Source organism: Nocardia pneumoniae NBRC 100136, from assembly GCF_000308755.1.
GTDB classification, from domain to species: Bacteria; Actinomycetota; Actinomycetes; order Mycobacteriales; family Mycobacteriaceae; genus Nocardia; species Nocardia pneumoniae.
Genome location: NZ_BAGF01000027.1, coordinates 150,924 through 169,827, shown reverse-complemented (window position 1 = coordinate 169,827; position 18,904 = coordinate 150,924). Strand labels below are relative to the sequence as shown.

The 18,904-nt window shown below is 68.3% G+C and carries 17 protein-coding genes, 1 tRNA gene and 1 pseudogene; 8 read left to right on the top strand and 11 right to left on the bottom strand.

Features of this window, described 5'->3' with window-relative positions; genetic code table 11:
• Window positions 1-39: 39 nt before the first annotated feature.
• The 3 genes from ON34_RS08155 (at window position 40) to ON34_RS08145 (ending at window position 2,016) form a co-directional block, all read left to right on the top strand.
• Window positions 40-987, top strand: coding sequence for a GlxA family transcriptional regulator (locus ON34_RS08155; RefSeq protein WP_040776213.1), 948 nt, complete (start codon window positions 40-42; stop codon window positions 985-987).
• 160 nt (window positions 988-1,147) lie between these two features.
• The gene (locus ON34_RS08150; RefSeq protein WP_040776210.1) at window positions 1,148-1,663 is read left to right on the top strand and encodes a gamma carbonic anhydrase family protein; all 516 of its coding nucleotides are present in this window, start codon (window positions 1,148-1,150) and stop codon (window positions 1,661-1,663) included.
• A gap of 167 nt (window positions 1,664-1,830) precedes the next feature.
• Complete coding sequence (locus ON34_RS08145; protein ID WP_040776207.1) at window positions 1,831-2,016, top strand: hypothetical protein; 186 nt, start codon at window positions 1,831-1,833, stop codon at window positions 2,014-2,016.
• Between the two features lie 23 nt (window positions 2,017-2,039).
• Here the strand turns inward: ON34_RS08145 and ON34_RS08140 are convergent, their stop codons facing one another.
• Window positions 2,040-3,038, bottom strand: a complete 999-nt coding sequence (locus tag ON34_RS08140; protein WP_040776205.1) for a GAF domain-containing protein — start codon at window positions 3,036-3,038, stop codon at window positions 2,040-2,042.
• A gap of 126 nt (window positions 3,039-3,164) precedes the next feature.
• On the bottom strand, window positions 3,165-3,443 hold the full coding sequence (locus ON34_RS08135) for a Rossmann-fold NAD(P)-binding domain-containing protein (protein WP_040776202.1): 279 nt from the start codon (window positions 3,441-3,443) through the stop codon (window positions 3,165-3,167).
• Window positions 3,444-3,709: 266 nt separating this feature from the next.
• On the opposite strand from ON34_RS08135, the gene ON34_RS34430 reads away from it, so the two are divergent.
• Window positions 3,710-4,333 carry a TetR/AcrR family transcriptional regulator gene (locus tag ON34_RS34430; RefSeq protein ID WP_083889216.1) on the top strand — a complete coding sequence of 208 codons (624 nt, stop codon included), beginning with the start codon at window positions 3,710-3,712 and terminating at the stop codon, window positions 4,331-4,333.
• Window positions 4,334-5,521: 1,188 nt separating this feature from the next.
• On the opposite strand, the pseudogene ON34_RS38500 reads toward ON34_RS34430, so the two are convergent.
• The 9 genes and pseudogenes from ON34_RS38500 to aceE form a co-directional block, all read right to left on the bottom strand.
• A pseudogene (locus ON34_RS38500) lies at window positions 5,522-6,088 on the bottom strand (Eco57I restriction-modification methylase domain-containing protein); the annotation flags it as partial.
• 164 nt (window positions 6,089-6,252) lie between these two features.
• Window positions 6,253-6,738, bottom strand: coding sequence for a winged helix-turn-helix transcriptional regulator (locus ON34_RS08120; RefSeq protein WP_040776197.1), 486 nt, complete (start codon window positions 6,736-6,738; stop codon window positions 6,253-6,255).
• A 49-nt stretch (window positions 6,739-6,787) separates the two neighbouring features.
• Window positions 6,788-8,170: a C4-dicarboxylate transporter DctA gene (dctA, locus tag ON34_RS08115; protein WP_051022264.1), complete on the bottom strand. Its 1,383-nt coding sequence runs from the start codon at window positions 8,168-8,170 to the stop codon at window positions 6,788-6,790.
• 206 nt (window positions 8,171-8,376) lie between these two features.
• A complete protein-coding gene (locus ON34_RS08110) occupies window positions 8,377-9,810 on the bottom strand; it encodes an acyl-CoA carboxylase subunit beta (RefSeq protein WP_040776194.1) in 1,434 nt (477 codons plus the stop codon).
• A gap of 124 nt (window positions 9,811-9,934) precedes the next feature.
• Window positions 9,935-11,185 (bottom strand): KasA/KasB family beta-ketoacyl-ACP synthase, encoded by a 1,251-nt coding sequence (locus ON34_RS08105; protein WP_040776192.1) that lies wholly within the window; start codon window positions 11,183-11,185, stop codon window positions 9,935-9,937.
• A 10-nt stretch (window positions 11,186-11,195) separates the two neighbouring features.
• Window positions 11,196-11,498 (bottom strand): meromycolate extension acyl carrier protein AcpM, encoded by a 303-nt coding sequence (gene acpM / locus ON34_RS08100; protein WP_040776189.1) that lies wholly within the window; start codon window positions 11,496-11,498, stop codon window positions 11,196-11,198.
• Window positions 11,499-11,620: 122 nt separating this feature from the next.
• The gene (locus ON34_RS08095) at window positions 11,621-12,535 is read right to left on the bottom strand and encodes an ACP S-malonyltransferase (protein ID WP_040776185.1); all 915 of its coding nucleotides are present in this window, start codon (window positions 12,533-12,535) and stop codon (window positions 11,621-11,623) included.
• 128 nt (window positions 12,536-12,663) lie between these two features.
• Window positions 12,664-13,965, bottom strand: coding sequence for a PucR family transcriptional regulator (locus ON34_RS08090; RefSeq protein WP_373291887.1), 1,302 nt, complete (start codon window positions 13,963-13,965; stop codon window positions 12,664-12,666).
• A gap of 44 nt (window positions 13,966-14,009) precedes the next feature.
• Window positions 14,010-16,856 (bottom strand): pyruvate dehydrogenase (acetyl-transferring), homodimeric type, encoded by a 2,847-nt coding sequence (aceE, locus tag ON34_RS08085; RefSeq protein ID WP_373291886.1) that lies wholly within the window; start codon window positions 16,854-16,856, stop codon window positions 14,010-14,012.
• A 282-nt stretch (window positions 16,857-17,138) separates the two neighbouring features.
• Here aceE and ON34_RS08080 point away from each other — a divergent pair, with 282 nt between their 5' ends.
• The 4 genes from ON34_RS08080 to ON34_RS08065 all read left to right on the top strand — a co-directional run bounded on the left by ON34_RS08080 (window position 17,139) and on the right by ON34_RS08065 (window position 18,874).
• On the top strand, window positions 17,139-17,696 hold the full coding sequence (locus tag ON34_RS08080) for an Rv2240c family protein (RefSeq protein WP_040776180.1): 558 nt from the start codon (window positions 17,139-17,141) through the stop codon (window positions 17,694-17,696).
• Window positions 17,697-17,821: 125 nt separating this feature from the next.
• Window positions 17,822-18,244, top strand: a complete 423-nt coding sequence (locus ON34_RS08075; protein ID WP_040776597.1) for a DUF3052 domain-containing protein — start codon at window positions 17,822-17,824, stop codon at window positions 18,242-18,244.
• Window positions 18,245-18,320: 76 nt separating this feature from the next.
• A complete protein-coding gene (locus ON34_RS08070) occupies window positions 18,321-18,785 on the top strand; it encodes a peroxiredoxin (protein ID WP_040776177.1) in 465 nt (154 codons plus the stop codon).
• Between the two features lie 17 nt (window positions 18,786-18,802).
• Window positions 18,803-18,874 (top strand) — tRNA-Val (locus ON34_RS08065).
• The last annotated feature ends 30 nt before the right edge of the window (window positions 18,875-18,904 follow it).

Below are 18,904 nucleotides of genomic sequence, written 5' to 3'. Positions count from 1 at the left end.
AACAGTGGCCCGCGAGCCGCCTATCGCTAAGATCAGGCCATGCGTACCGTGGCCGTCATCGCCTTCGACGGAATCAGCCCCTTCCACCTGTCCGTGCCGTCTCTCGTGTTCGGGCGGGTAGGGGCGGGCGGCTCCGCTCCGTACCAGGTGGACGTGTGCGCCGAACGGCCCGGAATGTTGCGGACCCCAGCGGGTTTCGACATCGACGTGCGCCACGGACTCGATATGCTCACCCGCGCCGAGACGATCGTGATTCCGAGCTGGCTACCGGAGATGCCGCTCTCCACCGAGCTGCGCTCGGCGCTGCACACCGCGCACGCAGGCGGCGCGAGGATCGTCGGCCTGTGCCTCGGCTCATTTGCGGTGGCCGCCAGCGGGTTGGCCGACGGACGCGAGGTCACCACACACTGGGCCGCCGCCGCCGACCTGGCCCGCGCGTTCCCCGCGGTCCGGGTCCGCGCCGACACGCTCTGGTCGGATCTGGGCGACATCGTCACCTCCGCGGGCGTGGCCGCCGCCCTCGACTGCTGCCTGCACCTGGTCCGCTGCGATCTGGGCAGCAAAGCGGCCACCGAGCTGGCCCGAGCGCTGGTCACCGCTCCGCACCGCAGCGGCTCACAGGCGCAGTACATTCCGGTCGCGGTCCCCGAGGCCACCGACGACGATCCGATCGAGCGCGCCATGGTCTGGGCGCGAACGCATCTGAGCGACCCGATCGACCTGGACAGCTGGGCGCGGGTGGCGCTCATGTCGCGGCGCACGTTCACCCGCCGCTTCCGCGACCGCACCGGCAGCAGTCCGCAGCAGTGGCTGCTGGTGCAGCGCACCGACCGCGCCCGACTGCTGCTGGAATCCACCGCCGACTCCGTGGAACGCATCGCCGCCGACACCGGCTTCGGCACGGCGGTGAGCCTGCGCCACCACTTCCACCGCATCCTCGGCACCAGTCCCGCCGCTCACCGGGCCAGCTTCCAGGGGCACGGCTAGGCGCACCTCCGCCCCCTCCGGCTCTGCGCCGGATCGCGTCCGACAGCGCCCATCGTGCGTACCCCCCGCCTTCGCTCCGACCAGGGAGTACGTCCGGCAGCACCCACCAGGCAGCCGCCCCGACCCCAGGCCGGACTGCGGGCCCGTTAAGTTCGTGCTCATGCGGATTCAGCTGGGCGAGTTTGCGCCGGAGATCGAAGAGAGCGCATGGATCGCGCCGAACGCCACGGTGATCGGCCGCGTGCGGCTCGCGGGCGAGGTGAGCGTGTGGTACGGCGCCGTGCTGCGCGGCGACCTGGAAGAGATCCAGGTCGGCGCCCGCAGCAATATCCAGGACGGCTGCGTGCTGCACGCCGACCCGGGCTTCCCGCTCACCGTCGGCGCGGGTGTCTCGGTGGGACACAACGCGATCCTGCACGGCTGCACCATCGGCGACGACGTGCTGGTCGGCATGGGCGCCACCGTGCTCAACGGCGCCACCGTCGGGGCGGGCAGCCTGATCGCGGCCAACGCGTTGATCCCGGAAGGCGCGCACATTCCGCCCGGCTCACTCGTGGCGGGCGTGCCGGGGAAGGTCCGCCGGGAACTCGGTCCCCAGGAGCAAGATCGCATTCGCCTGAATGCGACTGTCTACATAGCAAATACCGCCCAGCACCGCACGGCGAATGAGGTGTGATACAGCGCACATTGATCAAGTGTCCAGCAGAAATCGCTGATAACATTCAGCCAGCGTGCCCGGCGACCCGGGCTCTCCTGTCGACACGGTCGTCGTGCGACTTGTAGCGCAGTGGTGAACCCACCCGGGTCGATGGGTGGGTGAGCGTGCAGGCAGGAGGTATCACGGTGTCGTACGTGCAGTCGGGTGTGCATCGGCCCAAGGGCCGGATCAGCGTCGCCGACATCGCGGCCCAGCCCGGTGGAGTGGAGGCACTCCAGCGCCGGGTTCATGAATTGCGTTCCCGTGGCGTGGATTTCGCCGCGAACGCGATCGAGAAGGAAATGGCCGAGCTGGATCTGCCGCGCCAATGACTTCGACGCCACGGTCAGCGCGGTCACGATGCCGCGCTGACCGTGGCGAGTCCGGCCGTGGTGTGCTGATCCAGCGCCATCAACGCGGCCCGTACCCGCACCGGTTGCCAACCGCCATCGAGTCGTCGGATACGCACCGTTCCCTCGGTGCGATGCCGCGCCAGCTCGCGTGACATGGTCTTCGCCGTCTCCAGATCGTCCGGATGGATCTGCGGTGGCGGCTGACCGGGGAGATCCTCCCATGCGATGCCCGGCATGGGTGCGCCGATCCACCGGATCAGCCGCAGGGAGCGCAGATTGACGATGGCGCGGTATTCGCCGGGTTGCGCCGAAGCTTCCAGCAGCGCGTACTCCAGGATCATCGGCGGCGGCGCGGCGGAGACCGTCATGGCGGCGCCGATGTCCTGGGTCACGCCGCGCAGGAGCACCCGGCGCGCGCCCGAGTCGTCGTGCTCCTCGACGATCCGGCAGGCGAAATGCCCGGCGCGCAACGCGTCGTCGTCGCGCCGGATGGTCCAGACCGCCTGATGCTCGGTGCCCGGCGCCGAGTTGACGATCTTGGCCAGCGCTTCGCCCTCGTCGCGGTTGGTGACCAGCCGGGTGAACGCACCGGCGATGGCCAGCTCGGCGGCGCGGTTCTCCGGTGCGACACCGTACAGGTCCAGCAGGTCGACGCTGCGCACCGAGCGGTTGGCGGTGAGATCGAAGTACCACGCGCCCATCGGGTCCGGGGACGCGACCGACTCCCGCACCGGCCCCACCCACAGCCGTACGCCGTGCACCCGCCCCGGCGCGATGAGCAGCGGTTCGGCGCGCACCGTGCGGCGACCGTCCCGCGAGACCCGCACTATCGGCGCACCGGTGCCGCACGCCTGCCGTAGCGCCGACTCCGCGTCGGACCGCGACAACGGATTGCGCAGGATATTGGTCAGCGGGACGAACGACTTCGGCGCGGTCCCCAGCGCGATCACCCGTCCTGGAAAACCCGAAAAGCACTCGACCAGAATCCATTTCGTCGTCATCGAGCGCTCCCCCGCGCCGCGCCCGCCTCGGCATTCCCTTCGTCGATAGTCTCCTGTATGGTGAGATGCGTTCGGCCAGTTGCCATTCCGCCAATACCCGTCCCTGTCCGAGTGCCGTGCGCGCGGTCAGGAACGGAATACCATGTCCAGCACCCGTTCGTGGCACTGCCCGGCGATGCGTGTGACCAGATCCACAACAATGGCGTCCAGTCCGGCCAGCACCTTCGCGTCGCCGCGCAGGATGGTCCGCGCCGCGGCGACCGGGCTGATCCGCGCGACGGCTTCCGCCGACTTGTCCGACAGTGCCAGCCACGCTCCCATACCGGACAGCGCCACCGCCAACTCCCGGCCGATCCCCGAACCCGCTTCCGTGATCGCGACTACTCGATCCGCGAAATACCCCATGTCCCAACGCTTTCTGCGCCAGCCAACGGCGCGGCCGGACGCCGACCACAGGCTGGCCAGTCGAATCTGGACATGCGACCTACTGAAGCGGGGAGGCGTTCGCGCGTCGACCCGGCCAGGCGGCTCCCGCTCGCCGCCGCGCCGGTTCGGCAATGCCCGGTCACGCGCGGCCGACCCGATGAAATAATGAACGTCCCGTCCGCACCCGTCGCGATGCCGCGCCCTGCCGGCCACGGCCCGGCCGCGCCGAACATACTGGAGATCCGATGCCCACCATCTCGCCCATGCTGCAGCGCATCCTGGAGAAACCGGTCGCCGACGGCGAAAAGCTGCTGGAAAGCGCACTCTCGGCGTTTCTGGACTTCGGCATCAAGCGGACCAGCATGGGCGAGATCGCCCGCCGCGCCGGGATCAGCCCGGCCACGCTGTACCGGCGCTACGAGTCGAAGAACGACCTCGTCGAGGCGGTGAGCGTGCGCGAGGCGCAGCGCTTCGTCGCCGCCATCGACAAGCGGGTGCAGACCGTTTCCGGCACCGAAGACCAGCTGGTGGAGATCTTCGTCGCGTTCATCACCGCGGTCGCGGGCAATGAACTGCTGCGCAGACTGCTGCGGACCGAGCCCGATCTGATCCTGCCCCGCCTGACCACCGACGCGGCACCGGTCCTCGCCGTCGGCCGCGACTACCTCGCCGAGAAGCTGCGCCAACTACGGGAGACCGGTGGGACGCACGACTTCGACGCCGACTTGGTCGCCGAGATCATGGCCCGGCTGGCGCTTTCGCTCGCGCTCACCCCCGACGGCCTGATCCCGGTCACCGATCAGGACGCCGCACGCGAGTTCGCCCGCCGGACCCTGCTGCCGATGGTCGGCGTGCGGCTGCGCGCCTGACCGCACGCCGAACGCGGCGGCCACCCGCTCGTCCAGTTCCGCCCGCGCCGCCGGGTCGGGCACGCGCCCCTCGACGAACTCGCACACCAGATCGATCACGTCCGCGGACCTGGCGTTCGCCGGATCGGGCACCGGCAGCCGGGACACGTACTGCGTGATCCAGCGTCGCCTGCCCGAGTACAGCCGATTGCCGCAGACCGCGTCGTAGTACCGCAGCCCGAGCGCCGAATTGGCCACGCCCATCAGCAGATACGCCAATCGGATCGCCTCGGCGGGCGCGCGGGCCAGATCGGGCACCGAGATCCAGTAGCAGTCGCCGTTGACCACAGCGCCCGAGAAGTCCAACGCGAAACGAGGACGCTCGCTGATGTCCGGGAACACCAGCTTCGGCTCCCGCCACAGGTTCGGGCGCTGCGGAACCCAGATCTCGAACCACTCGCGACCACTCTCGGTGACGTAGTGGCGACCGGCCAGCGTCTCCTTGTTGGCCAGCAGATAGGCCGCGGCGCTGGGGAATTCGGTGAGATCGATCGGGGTACGGCAGGACCGCGCCACATCGTAGGGGTACAGCACGCGGATGTCGCGGCCACGGGTCGCCCGCCAGGGTGCGAGGTCATGGTGGGTGATCAGCGCGAGCAGCAGTTCGGGCTCGGGACACGGGTCGGCCTCGGCCCAGCGGTCGGAGATGAACACGCGATCGGCGGTCGTCTTGATGCCGACCCGGATGCGCGCCAGTTCGCCGAAACTGCGCCAGGTGGCCGTGCCGATCCGGGATAGCCAGGAGTCCACCGCGTCATGCGACATCCGCCACGCGGTCTCCGGTTCACGGGTTCCGCCGCTGCCCGGATTTCTCGCGACGGGTCCAGGCCTCCCATTGCCCGCGACCGCGAGTGGCGTACCGGCGTCGCGTGTGCCCGGCGGTTCGTGCCCGATGACCAAGCTGCCGACTTCGACAGCGAACGTCCGCCCGTTGTGCTCGACGATCGAGCCGTGATCGTCGGTCAGCGCGTCGAAAAGCCCTTTTTCACAGGGTATTTCGCCATCGACCTGGTAGGCGGAGACGTACCGGCAGCCCTCGGGGTAGCTTTCGCGCCGCGCGATGGTGATCGCGGGAAGCACGGCGGCGGTGAAGAGCTTGGTGTCGCCCAGGTCGTACAGCTCGACCGGCGCCAGCTCGGTGAGCAACAGACGGCGGATGTTCGCACCGGCCTTGGTGGTCAGAAAGCGGTTGGCGCACAGCAGGCCCAGCGCACCCCCTGCGGCCAGCAACCGCGGCAGCGTCGCGACGAACGGATGGGTGAGGTCGATCCGTCCGCGCAGGCCGAACCGCTTGCTCAGCAATCGCGCGGTCGCTCCGCCGAGCTGCTGGGTGCGCACGTATGGCGGGTTGGTGATCACCGCGTCGAACGAGCCGTCTGCGAGCTCGGCCTCGACCGCGAGGAAGTCGGCACTGCGCCAGGTCGCGGCAATTCCTGCCGCACGGGCGCGTTCGCGCGCCACCGCGAGCGCGGACACGTCGAGGTCGTAGCCGGTCAGCGCCAGCCGGACGCCCGGGAATCGCACCACCGCCTCGGCGTGCAGGGCGAACAGCAGCTCACCGTCGCCGCAGGCCGGATCGAGTACGCGCAGGCATCCCGATGCCGACGGCGTGACATGCCGCAGCAGCCGCTGCGCGAGGAACCGGGCCAGCGCGGGCGGCGTGTAGTGCCTGCCGTGCCGCTTGCGGTCGCGCGCGGCGGTGGCTTCGGACGCCATATCGGGATTCTGCCTCGTCCGGGCGGGCTGATCGCGGCAACGCCGACAACCGGTTCCTTGTCCGGGCGCGTCGCCCCTGCTTCCGCATCGCGCGCGCCGAACCGGGCGAGGTCATCACCTGGTTCGCCGATCGAGATCGATCGGCGCTCTGCCCGCCGCGTGCGCTAGCGCGCACTCCCCGCGGGCTTCTGGGCTCCGGTGATATCGAGCAGACGGGGCCCGGGCTCGGGAATGACATCCCGCGCGGTCAGTTCGTTTCCGCAGCAATCGCATTCGAGCCGCACATGCGCCTCGCCGGTGCACTCGTGGTGCCGGTAGCGCACCGGAGGTCCCTCGGGCGCCATGTAGGCATCGCCCCAATCGCGGATGGCCAGCAGAATCGGGTAGATGTCGTGGCCTTTGGCGGTGAGGCGGTATTCCTCGTGCGCACCGACGGCGGCCTTCTGCTTGACCAGGATGCCGTGCTCGAGCAACCGGTCCAGGCGGTCCTGCAACCGGCTGCGGGAAATGCCGAGTGCGCTCTGAAAGGCGTTGAAACGCCGGATGCCGGAGAAGGAGGACTTGAGAATCAGCAGGGTCCAGCGATCACCGAAGATCACGAGTGGGCGCGTGATCGAGCACGGCACATCGGCCAGTTCTTCGTAGCGCACCCCCCGATGCTACCCAGCGTCGCGCCGCGTTCCCCCTCGTGAGATGTCACTATTCCGCAGATCGGTGACGGCTGTACTCCGCCATCGGATCCTGCTCCGTCGGCGGCGGCGGCGGTTCCGCACCGTCGAGCACCTTGCGCATCCGTCCGCTGTCCAGCTGACCTTCCCACTTCGCCACCACGAGAGCCGCGACGCAATTGCCGAGCAGATTGACCGTCACCCGCATCGAATCCATGATCCGATCGGCGCCGAGAAGCAACGCCACCGCCGCCACCGGAATGGAGCCGTGCCCGATGGCGCTGATCGTGGCCGACAACGCGAGGAACGAGGAGCCGGGCACGCCCGCCATACCTTTCGACGTCAGCATCAGCACCCCGACAGCGGTGATCTGCTCCCACACGCTCAGGTCGACGCCCAGTGCCTGCGCGAGGAACAGCACACAGATGGACAGATACAGCGTGGCCCCGTCGAGATTGAACGAGTACCCGGTCGGCACCACGAGGCCGGTGGTCGCGCGAGAGCACCCGGCCTCGGTCAGTTTGATCATGATCCGCGGCAGGACCACCTCGGTGGAGGCGGTGCCGAGCGCCAGGAACAGCTCGTCCTTGACGTAGCGCACGAACTTCCACAGGTTCACTCCGGCGAACAACCACGCCACCGCCGCGAGGATCAGCAGGAACAGCACCGCGGCCGCGTAGCAGCAGGCGATCAGTTTGCCGTAGCTGCCGAGCGCGGAAAGACCGTACTGACCGACGATGTAGGCCATCGCACCGAACGCACCCAGCGGAGCCAGCCGCATGATCCACCCGATGATGGTGAAGAAGATCCGGCTGGTGTGGTCGACGGCCTCCAGGATCACCGGCGGACCGTGCTCACCGAACTTGGCGAGCGCCAAGCCGAACAGCACCGCGAAGAACAGCACCTGCAGCAGCGCGTTCTCCGCGAACGCCGACACGACCGACGCGGGAATGATGTTCAGCAGGAATTCCACGGCGTGCGGCAATTCGCCGTTGCCGGTCTTCTGCGCGATCTTCTCCGCGCCTGCGGCCAGCGTCTGCGGATTCACGTCGAACCCCGCGCCCGGCCGCACCAGGTTGCCGACGAGCAATCCGAACAGCAGGGCGAAGGTGGTGATCACCTCGAAGTAGATCAGCGCCTTGACGCCGATGCGGCCCACCGACTTCAGGTCGCCGACATGGGCGATGCCGAGCACCACCGTGCAGAAGACGATCGGCGCGATCACCATCTTGATCAGCTTGATGAACCCGTCGGCCAGCGGTTTGAGATCCGCGCCGATGACCGGCCAGCAGGCACCGACGACGATGCCCGCCACGATGGCGATCAGCAACTGCACGAACAACGACCGATACCACGCCGCCTTCGGCGGCTTCTCGTCCCGGATCTCCCCCGCAGCTTCGATCGTCACAGCCATGTGACGCAAACTACGAGCTATCCATTTTGTTCCCGTGTCCTGTGTGTTGCGCGTTCGTTATCTGACCGATATATCAGTACTTGCAGACCACCGCATCAGTTCGCATCCGCGGTAGCCCCCGCCCACAGGAAGTAGCTGGGGCAAGCAATTCCGAAAACGCGAAGCGGGCCCCAGGATGCCCTGGAGCCCGCTTCGGTGGGTTCGGTTCAGAGGGGGATGTTCTTGTGGTGACTCGCGCGGGCCGGAGCCGCGGCGAGGGCGGCGGCGATGGTGCTGCGGGTCTTGGCCGGGTCGATGACCTGGTCCACCACGCCGATCGCCATGGCGCGCTCCACGCCGCCCGCGATGCGCTCGTGTTCGGCGGTCAGCCGCTCGTGCAGCGCTTCACGCTCTTCCTCCGGCGCGGCCGCGAGGGCCTTCTTGTGCAGGATGCCGACCGCGGCCTTGGCGCCCATCACGGCCACCTCGGAGCCCGGCCATGCGTAGACCGCCGTCGCGCCGAGCGAGCGGGCGTTCATCGCGATGTAGGCGCCACCGTAGATCTTGCGGGTGACCAGCGTGACCCGCGGAACGCGCGCCTCGGCGAACGCGTGCAGCAGCTTCGCGCCGCGGCGCACAACGCCTTCCCACTCCTGGCCGACACCGGGCAGGTAGCCCGGCACGTCGGTGATGACGACCAGCGGAATGCCGAACGCGTCGCACAGCCGCACGAAACGGGCCGCCTTCTCGGCGCTTTCGGAGTTCAGGCAGCCGCCCAGCCGGATCGGGTTGTTCGCCAGCACGCCGACGGTGCGGCCGCCGAGGCGGCCGAGGCCGGTGACGATGCTGCGGGCGTAGCCACCCTGCAGTTCCTCGAAGGACGACTCGCCGTCGACGTTGTCGAGCAGCTCGTGGATGATCGGCTTCACGTCGTAGGCGCGCTTGGCCGACTCCGGCAGCATCGCCTTCAGGTCGACGTCGCCGTGCTCGGCCGCGACCAGATCGAATTCGCCCTGCTCGGCGAACATCGACACCAGGCGGCGGGCACGGTGCAGCGCGTCGGCCTCGTCGTGGGCGACGATGTGGGTGACGCCGGACTTCTTGCCGTGCGTCTCCGGGCCGCCGAGGGTGGCCATGTCGACCTGCTCGCCGGTCACGCTGCGCACCACGTCCGGGCCGGTCACGAAGACGCGGCCTTCCGGAGCCATGATCACGATGTCGGTCAGCGCCGGGCCATAGGCGGCGCCACCGGCAGCGAAGCCGAGCACCACGGAGATCTGCGGAACCAGGCCGGACGCGCGGACCATAGCCTCGAAGACCTGGCCGACCGCGTGCAGCGCCTCGACGCCCTCGGCCAGGCGGGCGCCGCCGGAGTGCCACAGCCCGACCACCGGGACGCCGGAGTCGATGGCGGTGTCGATGGCGTCGACGATGTGCTTGCAGCCCTCCACGCCCATCGCGCCGCCCATGACGGTGGCGTCGGAGCAGTAGGCCACGGTGCGAACACCGTCCACCTCGCCGATGGCAGCGAGCACACCGGACTTGTCACGCGGGTGTAGCGGAAGAACGGTGCCGGAATCGAAGAAGCGCTGGAGTCGGCCCAGCGGATCGCGCGGATCGGTCGCGGTCTCTTGGCGCAACGCGGGAGCGATGATTGTCATCGCGTTGTCTCCTCACTAACGGAGTATGTGCCGCTGCCGCGGCTGCGTATGAAGAACCACGGCGGGGTCGCACCAGTTCACCTGGCCGACCCCGCCGGGGATCGTTATGCAGTCGATCGCGCGGCTATGCCCGACCGAAGGCGAGCGCCACATTGTGCCCACCGAATCCGAAGGAGTTGTTGATCGCGTACTCGATCTCCTGGCGGCGGGCTTCGCCCTTCACCACGTCGAGGTCGATCTCCGGGTCCTGGTTCTCCAGGTTCAGCGTCGGCGGGACGATGCCGTCCCGGATGCTGAGCACGGTCAGCACCGACTCCAGGGCGCCGACGGCGCCGATCGAGTGGCCGAGCGCCGACTTCGGCGCGTACACCGAGGCGTGGTTGCCGACGGCCTTGTTGATCGCGTTCGCCTCGGCGGTGTCGCCGATCGGCGTCGCGGTCGCGTGCGCGTTGATGTGCGTGATGTCCTTCTTGGTCAATCCCGCGGACTGCATCGCCCTGGTCATGGCCCGCGCCGCGCCGTCGCCCGTCGGATCGGGAGCGACGAGGTGGAAGCCGTCGGAGGTGATGCCCGCGCCGAGCAGGCGCGCGTGGATGGTCGCGCCACGCGCCTTCGCGTGCTCTTCGGTCTCGATGACCATGAGCGCGCCCGCCTCGCCGAAGACGAAGCCGTCGCGGTCCTTGTCGAAGGGACGCGAGGCGCCCTTCGGGTCGTCGTTGCGGGTGCTCATGGCGCGCATCATGGTGAACGCCGCGATCGGCACCGCGTCGATGAAGCCCTCGACGCCACCGGTGACGACGATGTCGGCGTCACCCATGACGATCATCCGCCAGGCGTTGGCGATGGCCTCGGAGCCGGACGAGCATGCCGAGACCGGAGTGACCACTCCCGCCCTGGCCTTCAGTTCGAGGCCGACAACGGCCGAAGGGCCGTTCGGCATGACCATCTGCACAGCCAACGGCGAAATCTTGCGATAGCCGCCGTTCTTCAGCTTGTCCACGGAATCGATGAGGGCGTCGCCGCCACCTAATCCGGTGCCGATGGCCACACCCAGCCGCTCGGGATCGACTTCCGGGCTGCCCGCGTTCCGCCACACCTCGCGACCGAGCACGGTCGCGAGCTGCTCGACGTAGGCCATGCGCCGGCATTCGACACGAGACAGCAGGGTCTCCGGCCGGACCTTCAGGTGCCCGCCGATGCGGACCGGAAGGTCGTATTCCTCGACGAAGGAATCCTCGAGAACGTCGATGCCGCTCTCGCCGTTGAGGAGTCCCTTCCACGTCGCATCGACGTCACCCGCGATCGACGTGGTCGCCGCCAGGCTAGTTACGACGACGTTGGGGAAGTTCCCGTTCAAGGTGGAAGGAGTGGTCACAGTGTCGGCCCTACTCGGCGTTGTCGAACTTGGCCTTGAGCTCGGCGGCCGCCTCAGCGTTCTCCGCCTCGAGCTTCTGGATGTAGGCAACGGCGTCGCCAACCGTCTTCAGGCTGGCCAGATCCTCGTCCGGGATCTTCACGCCGTACTTGTCCTCGGTCTGCACCGCGATCTCGACCATGGACAGCGAGTCGATGTCCAGGTCATCGACGAAGGACTTCTCGATCGTCACCTCGGAGGGCTCGATGCCGGTCACCTCTTCGATGATCTTGCCGAGTTCCTCGACGATTTGTTCCTGGGTCAGAGCGGCCACTTCGTGGCTCCCTTCTTGATTCTTTGTAGGGCTCTACTGGTTGTTTTCGGATCGAGCAGGGCGATGGTTACCGCCTGCCCGGTCACGACCTCGCATATGGATGCATCGGTCGCGGAGGAAAGCTAGCCGGATGTGGTCAGCTCAGCCAACGCGGGGAGGTCTTCCGGGGTCTTCAGGGCCAGCGTCGGCGTGCCCTTCAGCTCCCGTTTCGCGATGCCGACAAGGGTGCCCGCCGGTGGCAACTCGGCCACCGCCGAAACACCGGCCTGCCGGACGGTTTCGGTGCACAGATCCCACCGGACGGGCCGGGTGACCTGCGCGGCGAGCTTGTCGATCGCGTCCTGTCCGGACGCGACGGGCTTGCCGTCGAAGTTCGACAGCAGGGTCCTGGTCGGCTCGCTCGGGGTGATCTTCGTTATGGCTTCGGTCACAGCATCCTGCGCCGGGGCCATGAACGCGGTGTGGAACGCGCCCGCGACGGGCAACGCGCGAACCCGGGCCTTCTCCGGGGGATTCGCGGCGAGCTCGGCGAGAGCCTCCAGCCGGCCGGCGGCCACGATCTGACCCACCGCGTTGCGGTTGGCCGGAACGAGGTCGAGTTCGGCGAGCCGTTCGAGCACGGCGGCCTCATCGCCACCGAGCACCGCGGACATGCCGGTCGGCTCCAGCGCGCACGCCTTGGCCATCTCCGCTCCGCGGATGGCGGCCAGCCGGACCGCGTCGTCGGCGGAGAGAACTCCGGCGACCGCCGCGGCGGCGAGCTCGCCGACCGAGTGTCCGGCGACGATGGTAGCGGCAGGAAGCGCGTCCTGCGGAACTTCCGAGAACGCCAGCAGCGCCGCGGCGACCACCAACGGCTGGGTGACAGCCGTGTCGGTGATCTCCTCGGCCGTCGCGGTGGTGCCGAGACGGACCAGGTCGAGACCGGAGGCCTTGGACCACAGCGTCAGGCGCTCGTTCGCGCCGGGAAGGTCGAGCCAAGGCGCGAGCATGCCGGGTGTCTGAGAGCCCTGTCCAGGGGCGAACAACGCGATCACGCCTCTAAGAAAACACTGTGAGGCGGGCCGCACGAGATGTCGACGCGAATGAAGGTTGCGAAGCGCTTTTGTGGGGGTTCCACAAAAGACCACGTGGCCTGTCCGAATCGACCGATTCGCCGAATGCGTTACACGCCCTCGTGGCCGAACGCGACTTGCGTGACTTCTGGGGTAGGTGTTGACGATTCGTTACGGGTTCGTGTCAAACGACCCACTGTTGCGGCGATCCGGAGCACGTACGCATCACGCGGATTCATCGGATCACGGCCGGTGATCTCGGCGATGCGCTTCAGGCGGTACCGGACCGTATTTGGATGGACGTACAGCTGACGCGCACACGTCTCGACCGCTCCACCGCAATCCAGATAGGCATCGAGGGTGTCCGCCAGCGACGACCCCGCCGCGGCCAACGGTAGGACAAGGTACTCGTTCAGGGCGTCGATCGCAGCTCGATCACCCAACAAAGCTCGTTCGGGCAGCAATTCGGCGGCATGCACCGGTCGCGGCGCCCCGCGCCACCCCACTACGGCCTCCATGCCCGCCAGTGCCTCCACCGCGCTGGCGTGCGCCGCGCCCAGGGTGCGCGTGGTCGGCCCGATCACCACCGGGCCGTCCGAGAACACTTCGGCGAGCAGGTCGGCCAGGAACGGGGAGACATACGAGGCGTCACCGAGATGCCCGGAGACCACCATCACCAGCCGGGTGCCCTGCACCACCGCCAGCGCGGCGCGACCGTGCCGCGCCGCGATGGTGTGCACCGCGCCCACCGACGAGACGCCCTGCTCGCCCGGCGGGGTGCCCACCAGCACTGTCGCCGGCGCGGTGGCGTCCCAGTTCAACGTCGCGGCCCGGGAGAGCATGTCCGGGCCGGTGTCGCCGCGCACCACGGCGTCCACGACCAGCGCCTCCAGGCGGGTGTCCCACGCGCCGCGCGACTCGGCGGCGCTGGCGTACACCGAGGCGGCGGCGAACCCGAGCTCACGCCCGTAACGCAGCACCGCCTCGGTGAGGGCGACCAGCTGCCGGTCGTTGCGCGCGAGCGCGGGCAGCCACTGCTCGAAGAACTCCATGGCGACGCGGACCATGTCCACGGTCTGGCGCAGCGTCAGCCGCCGCGCCAGGTCCTGCGGGATCACCTGGAAGGCGTCCAGGCTGAACCGGATGTCACTGTCCGGGTCCTGGAGCCATTCCAGGAAGTTCACCACCGCGGTCTGCACCAGCATCTGCACACCGGCCCGCTGGGCGGCGTCCAGATCGGCGAAGAACGGCAACCGATCCTGCATCGACCCCACCGCCTCGGTGGAGAGGCGGCCGGAGAACTGCTTGACGCGTTTGAGCAGCGTGTCCGGAAGGGGATCGCGGGTCTGCCGGTTCGGGGAGAGCGCGCCCGTCGGCAGATACACCTCGTGCTCGGAGGAGCCTTCGGAGATCCGCCGGGGCCGCGGCGGTTTACGGTCCACTATCCAATATTCCGCTACGCGAGGTCTTCGTCCGAACTCACCGCCGCCTTCGGCGCGGCGTCCACGTCGGCGATCCGGTACTTCGCCGCCGCCTCGGCGACCTTGGCGGCGTCGATCTTGCCCGCGCGGGCCAGCCCGGCCAGCGCGGCGACCGCGATGGACTGCGCGTCGACGTTGAACACCCGGCGCGCGGCGGGACGGGTGTCGGAGAAGCCGAAACCGTCCGTGCCGAGCGTGGTGAAGTCGCCGGGAATCCACTTGCGGACCTGATCGGGCACCGCGCGCATCCAGTCGGTCGCGGCGACGTACGGGCCTTCGACCCGCGACAGCGCCTCGGTGACGTACGGGACGCCCGGTTCGGCACCCGGGTCGCGCAGCGCGGCGATCTCCTTGTCCAGCGCCTCCTTGCGGAGCTCGCCCCACGAGGTCACCGACCAGACATCCGCCTGCACGCCCCATTCCTGGGCGAGCAGCGCCTGCGCGCGCAGGCCGTCCGGCACGGTGACGCCGGAGACCAGGATCTGGGCGCGCACCGCGCCCTCGCCCCCGCGCTTGTACAGGTAGATGCCCTTCAGCAGACCCGCGACATCCAGGTCCTCCGGCTCGGCGGGCTGCGGGTAGGGCTCGTTGTAGAGGGTGATGTAGTAGAAGACGTCCTCTCCGCCGAACTCCCCCGCACTGCCGTGCGGGCGGGTGCCCGGCAGCGGCGCCGAGCCCTGTGGCGCGGGGCCGCCGCCGTACATCCGGCGCAGGCCGTCGCGCACGATGTGGGCGATCTCGAACGCGAACGCCGGATCGTAGGTCACCACGGCCGGGTTGGTCGCGGCCAGCAGCAGCGAGTGCCCGTCGTTGTGCTGCAAGCCCTCACCGGTCAGCGTGGTGCGCCCCGCGGTCGCACCGAGCACGAAACCGCGGGCCAGCTGATCGGCGGCCGCCCACAGCCCGTCACCGGTGCGCTGGAAGCCGAACATCGAGTAGAAGATGTACAGCGGGATCATCGGCTCGCCGTGGGTGGCGTACGAGGTGCCCGCGGCGGTGAACGACGCGGTCGAGCCCGCCTCGTTGATGCCCTCGTGCAGGATCTGCCCGACGGCGCTCTCTTTGTAGGCAAGCATCAACTCCGCGTCGACCGACGTGTACAGCTGGCCGTTGCGGTTGTAGATCTTCAACGAAGGGAACCACGAGTCCATACCGAAGGTGCGGGCCTCGTCGGGGATGATCGGCACGATCCGCTTGCCGATCTCCTTGTCGCGCAGCAGTTCCTTCATCAGCCGCACCAGCGCCATCGTGGTGGCCACGTTCTGCTTGCCGGAACCCTTGCGCACCGAGCGGTAGACCTCGTCGCCGGGCAGCTTCAGCGGCTTCGCCGCCGCGCGCCGCTCGGGCAGGAATCCGCCCAGCGCCTTGCGCCGGTCGAGCATGTACTGGATCTCCCGCGCCTGCATACCGGGGTGGTAGTACGGCGGCAGGTACGGGTCCTTCTCCAGTTCGGCGTCGCTGATCGGAATCCGCTGCAGGTCGCGGAAGTCCTTGAGGTCCTGCAGGGTCAGCTTCTTCATCTGGTGCGTGGCGTTGCGGCCCTCGAAGTGCTTGCCGAGGGTGTAGCCCTTGATGGTCTTGGCCAGGATCACCGTCGGCTGGCCCTTGTGCGCCATCGCGGCCGCGTAGGCGGCGTACACCTTGCGGTAGTCGTGGCCGCCGCGCTTGAGGTTCCAGATCTCCTGGTCGGTCAGGTCCTGCACCAGCGCCTTGGTGCGCGGGTCGCGGCCGAAGAAGTGATCACGCACGTAGGCGCCGTCGTTGGCCTTGTAGGTCTGGTAGTCGCCGTCGGGGGTGCTGTTCATCAGGTTCACCAGCGCCCCGTCGCGGTCGGCGCCGAGCAGCGCGTCCCACTCGCGACCCCAGATCACCTTGATGACGTTCCAGCCCGCGCCGCGGAAGAACGACTCCAACTCCTGGATGATCTTGCCGTTGCCGCGCACCGGGCCGTCCAGGCGCTGCAAGTTGCAGTTGACCACGAAGGTGAGGTTGTCCAGGCCCTCCATGGCCGCGACGTGCGCGAGACCGCGCGACTCCGGCTCGTCCATCTCGCCGTCGCCGAGGAACGCCCACACGTGCTGGTCGGAGGTGTCCTTGATGCCGCGATCGTGCAGGTAGTGGTTGAACCGCGCCTGGTAGATCGCGTTCATCGGCCCCAGGCCCATGGACACCGTGGGGAACTCCCAGAAGGTGTTCAGCAGCCGCGGGTGCGGGTAGGACGGCAGCCCGCGGCCGGGGCCGCCGTTGCTGTACTCCTGCCGGAACCCGTCGAGCTGGTCGGTCGAGAGCCTGCCCTCCAGGAACGCGCGGGCGTAGATGCCGGGCGAGGCGTGACCCTGGATGAAGATCGAGTCACCGCCGCCGGGGTGGTCCTTGCCGCGGAAGAAGTGGTTGAAGCCGACCTCGTAGAGCGCCGCCGAGGACGCGTAGGTCGAGATGTGGCCGCCGACGCCGATGCCGGGACGCTGGGCGCGGTGCACCATGATCGCGGCGTTCCAGCGGATCCAGGCGCGGTAGCGCCGCTCCACTTCTTCGTCGCCGGGGAACCACGGCTCGTTCTCGGTGGGGATGGTGTTGACGTAGTCGGTGGAGGTCAACGACGGGATGGCGACACGACGTTCACCGGCCCGCTCCAACAGACGGAGCATGAGGTAGCGCGCACGGCCGGGCCCTTCCCGGTCGAGCATCTCATCGAACGACTCGAGCCATTCGCTGGTTTCCTCCGGGTCGATGTCCGGTAGATAGGACGCCACCCCCTCGCGGATCACCCGCACCCGGCCACCCTGCTGCTGCGCCTGCGATCCATTCGGATCGCGGCTCACGGCGGGAGCGGGTGCGGAGCTGGCGCCGGCGGATTTCGCCGGTGCGGGAGAGTGGATCAGGTCGGTCAAATCTGCTCCTCGTACAGGGGGTGGACATGCTGTGGCGTCTTGTTCCCAGGGCTGGTTCGCGTGGTTGGCGGACCGCCCGTTTACGAAAGGTTCGGGCGCACCATCCATCCTTGCCGATGGCGCGTCCCAGGTCATCATCTCAGCCGTAAATCCAGTACCGTTCGACAGGCAAGGTGAGCATGAGCCGCGGCAGCCGTGAGGAGCGGGAGGACGATGAAGCTGCTGAACCCACGCGGGTTCGGAATGGTGTGCGCGACCGGTGCCATCGCGATCGGGGTGGTCGTGGCCGGATGCGCCAACCGGGTGGAGGGCTCCGCAGGCCCGAACGCCGACGATCTGGCGGCGTACAAGACCGAGGCGGCGTCCTCGTCGGCGGCGGCGACCTCCTCACGGCGCGCCGCGGCGCAGGCCAAGGCGATCGCCGACAACTGCGGCCAATTCCCCACCACCACGGGCATCGGCGTCACCAGGTACAACGAGTTCGTCGACGCGCACGATGCGAACGCGCCCGACTACACCGCCAAGCGGGACGCGGCCGCCCAGACCCTCGAGGACGCGGCGAACACGGTGGAGAGCGGCGTGAACGGCGCCAGGGACACGCTGCCGCCGGACCTGGCCGCCAAATTCACCGAGTACGTGAACGCGGCGCGCGCGTTGGCCGCCGAAACGCGCACCATGACCTACCTCGCCCCGGTCGCGGCGCTCAACGACGCCAGCAAACGGGTGAACGACGCGCGCAACGCCGTGCGCGACTCCTGCCCGAGACGCTGAGCACGCCCTGACACACCATCGCAACACGACATTCGGCAGCTATTTCGCCGGATCGGCTTGCGCTGAAGCCCATAACCATGTTCGCTTGCAACTATCTACTGTCGGGAGTTGAGGAGGACACCACCGTGGTCGCCGCGGCGGACGCGCAGAACTACGCTCAGAAGCTTGGCATTTCACACGGCTTGGTTGTCCAGGAATTGGGCTGGGACGAAGACGTCGACGACGACCTGCGGGCCGATGTCGAGGACGCGATCGGCGGCGAACTCGTCGACGAGGACTCCGACGAGGTGATCGACGTCGTGCTGCTGTGGTGGCGCGACGGCGATGGTGACCTGGTGGATGCCTTGATGGACGCGATCGGCCCGCTCGCCGACGACGGTTTCGTCTGGGTGCTCACGCCCAAGACCGGGCAGCCGGGGCATGTCGAGCCCAGTGAGATCGCCGAATCCGCGCCGACCGCCGGTTTGACCCAGACCTCGGCGATCAGTCTCGGCGCGTGGACGGGTAGCCGTCTGGTGCAGCCCAAGGCTCCCTCGAAGCAGCGCTGACCCGCCACGCTATGGTTTCCACCAGGGCGGTGTCGCACGCCCGCCCGGTGGAACCCGACACGATGGAGGATTCGCTATGCCGTTAGAGGTTGGCACTGTCGCGCCGGATTTCACGCTGAAAGACCAGAACAACCAGGAAGTCAGCCTGTCGGACTACCGCGGGAAGAAGAACGTGCTGATCGTCTTCTACCCGCTCGCGTTCACCGGGATCTGCCAGGGCGAGCTGTGCAAGGTCCGCGACGAGCTGCCCAAGTTCCAGAACGACAACGCGGAGATCCTGGCGATCTCGGTCGGCCCGCCGCCCACCCACAAGATCTGGGCAGCCGAACAGGGCTACACCTTCCCGCTGCTGTCGGACTTCTGGCCGCACGGCGCCGTGGCCCAGGCCTACGGCGTCTTCAACGAGAAAGCCGGCTACCCCAACCGAGGCACGTTCGTCGTCGACCGCGAAGGCTACATCCGCTTCGCCGAGATGAACGGCCCCGGAGAGCCCCGTGACCAGGCGGCTTGGGAGAAAGCGCTCGCCGCGCTAGATTCATAAGCCGCCGGTCACGGCAAGGGCGTATAGCTCAGCGGTAGAGCACTGGTTTTACACACCAGCGGTCGGGGGTTCGATCCCCTCTGCGCCCACCGGCTCCAGTCGCAGAAGGCTCATGCTCA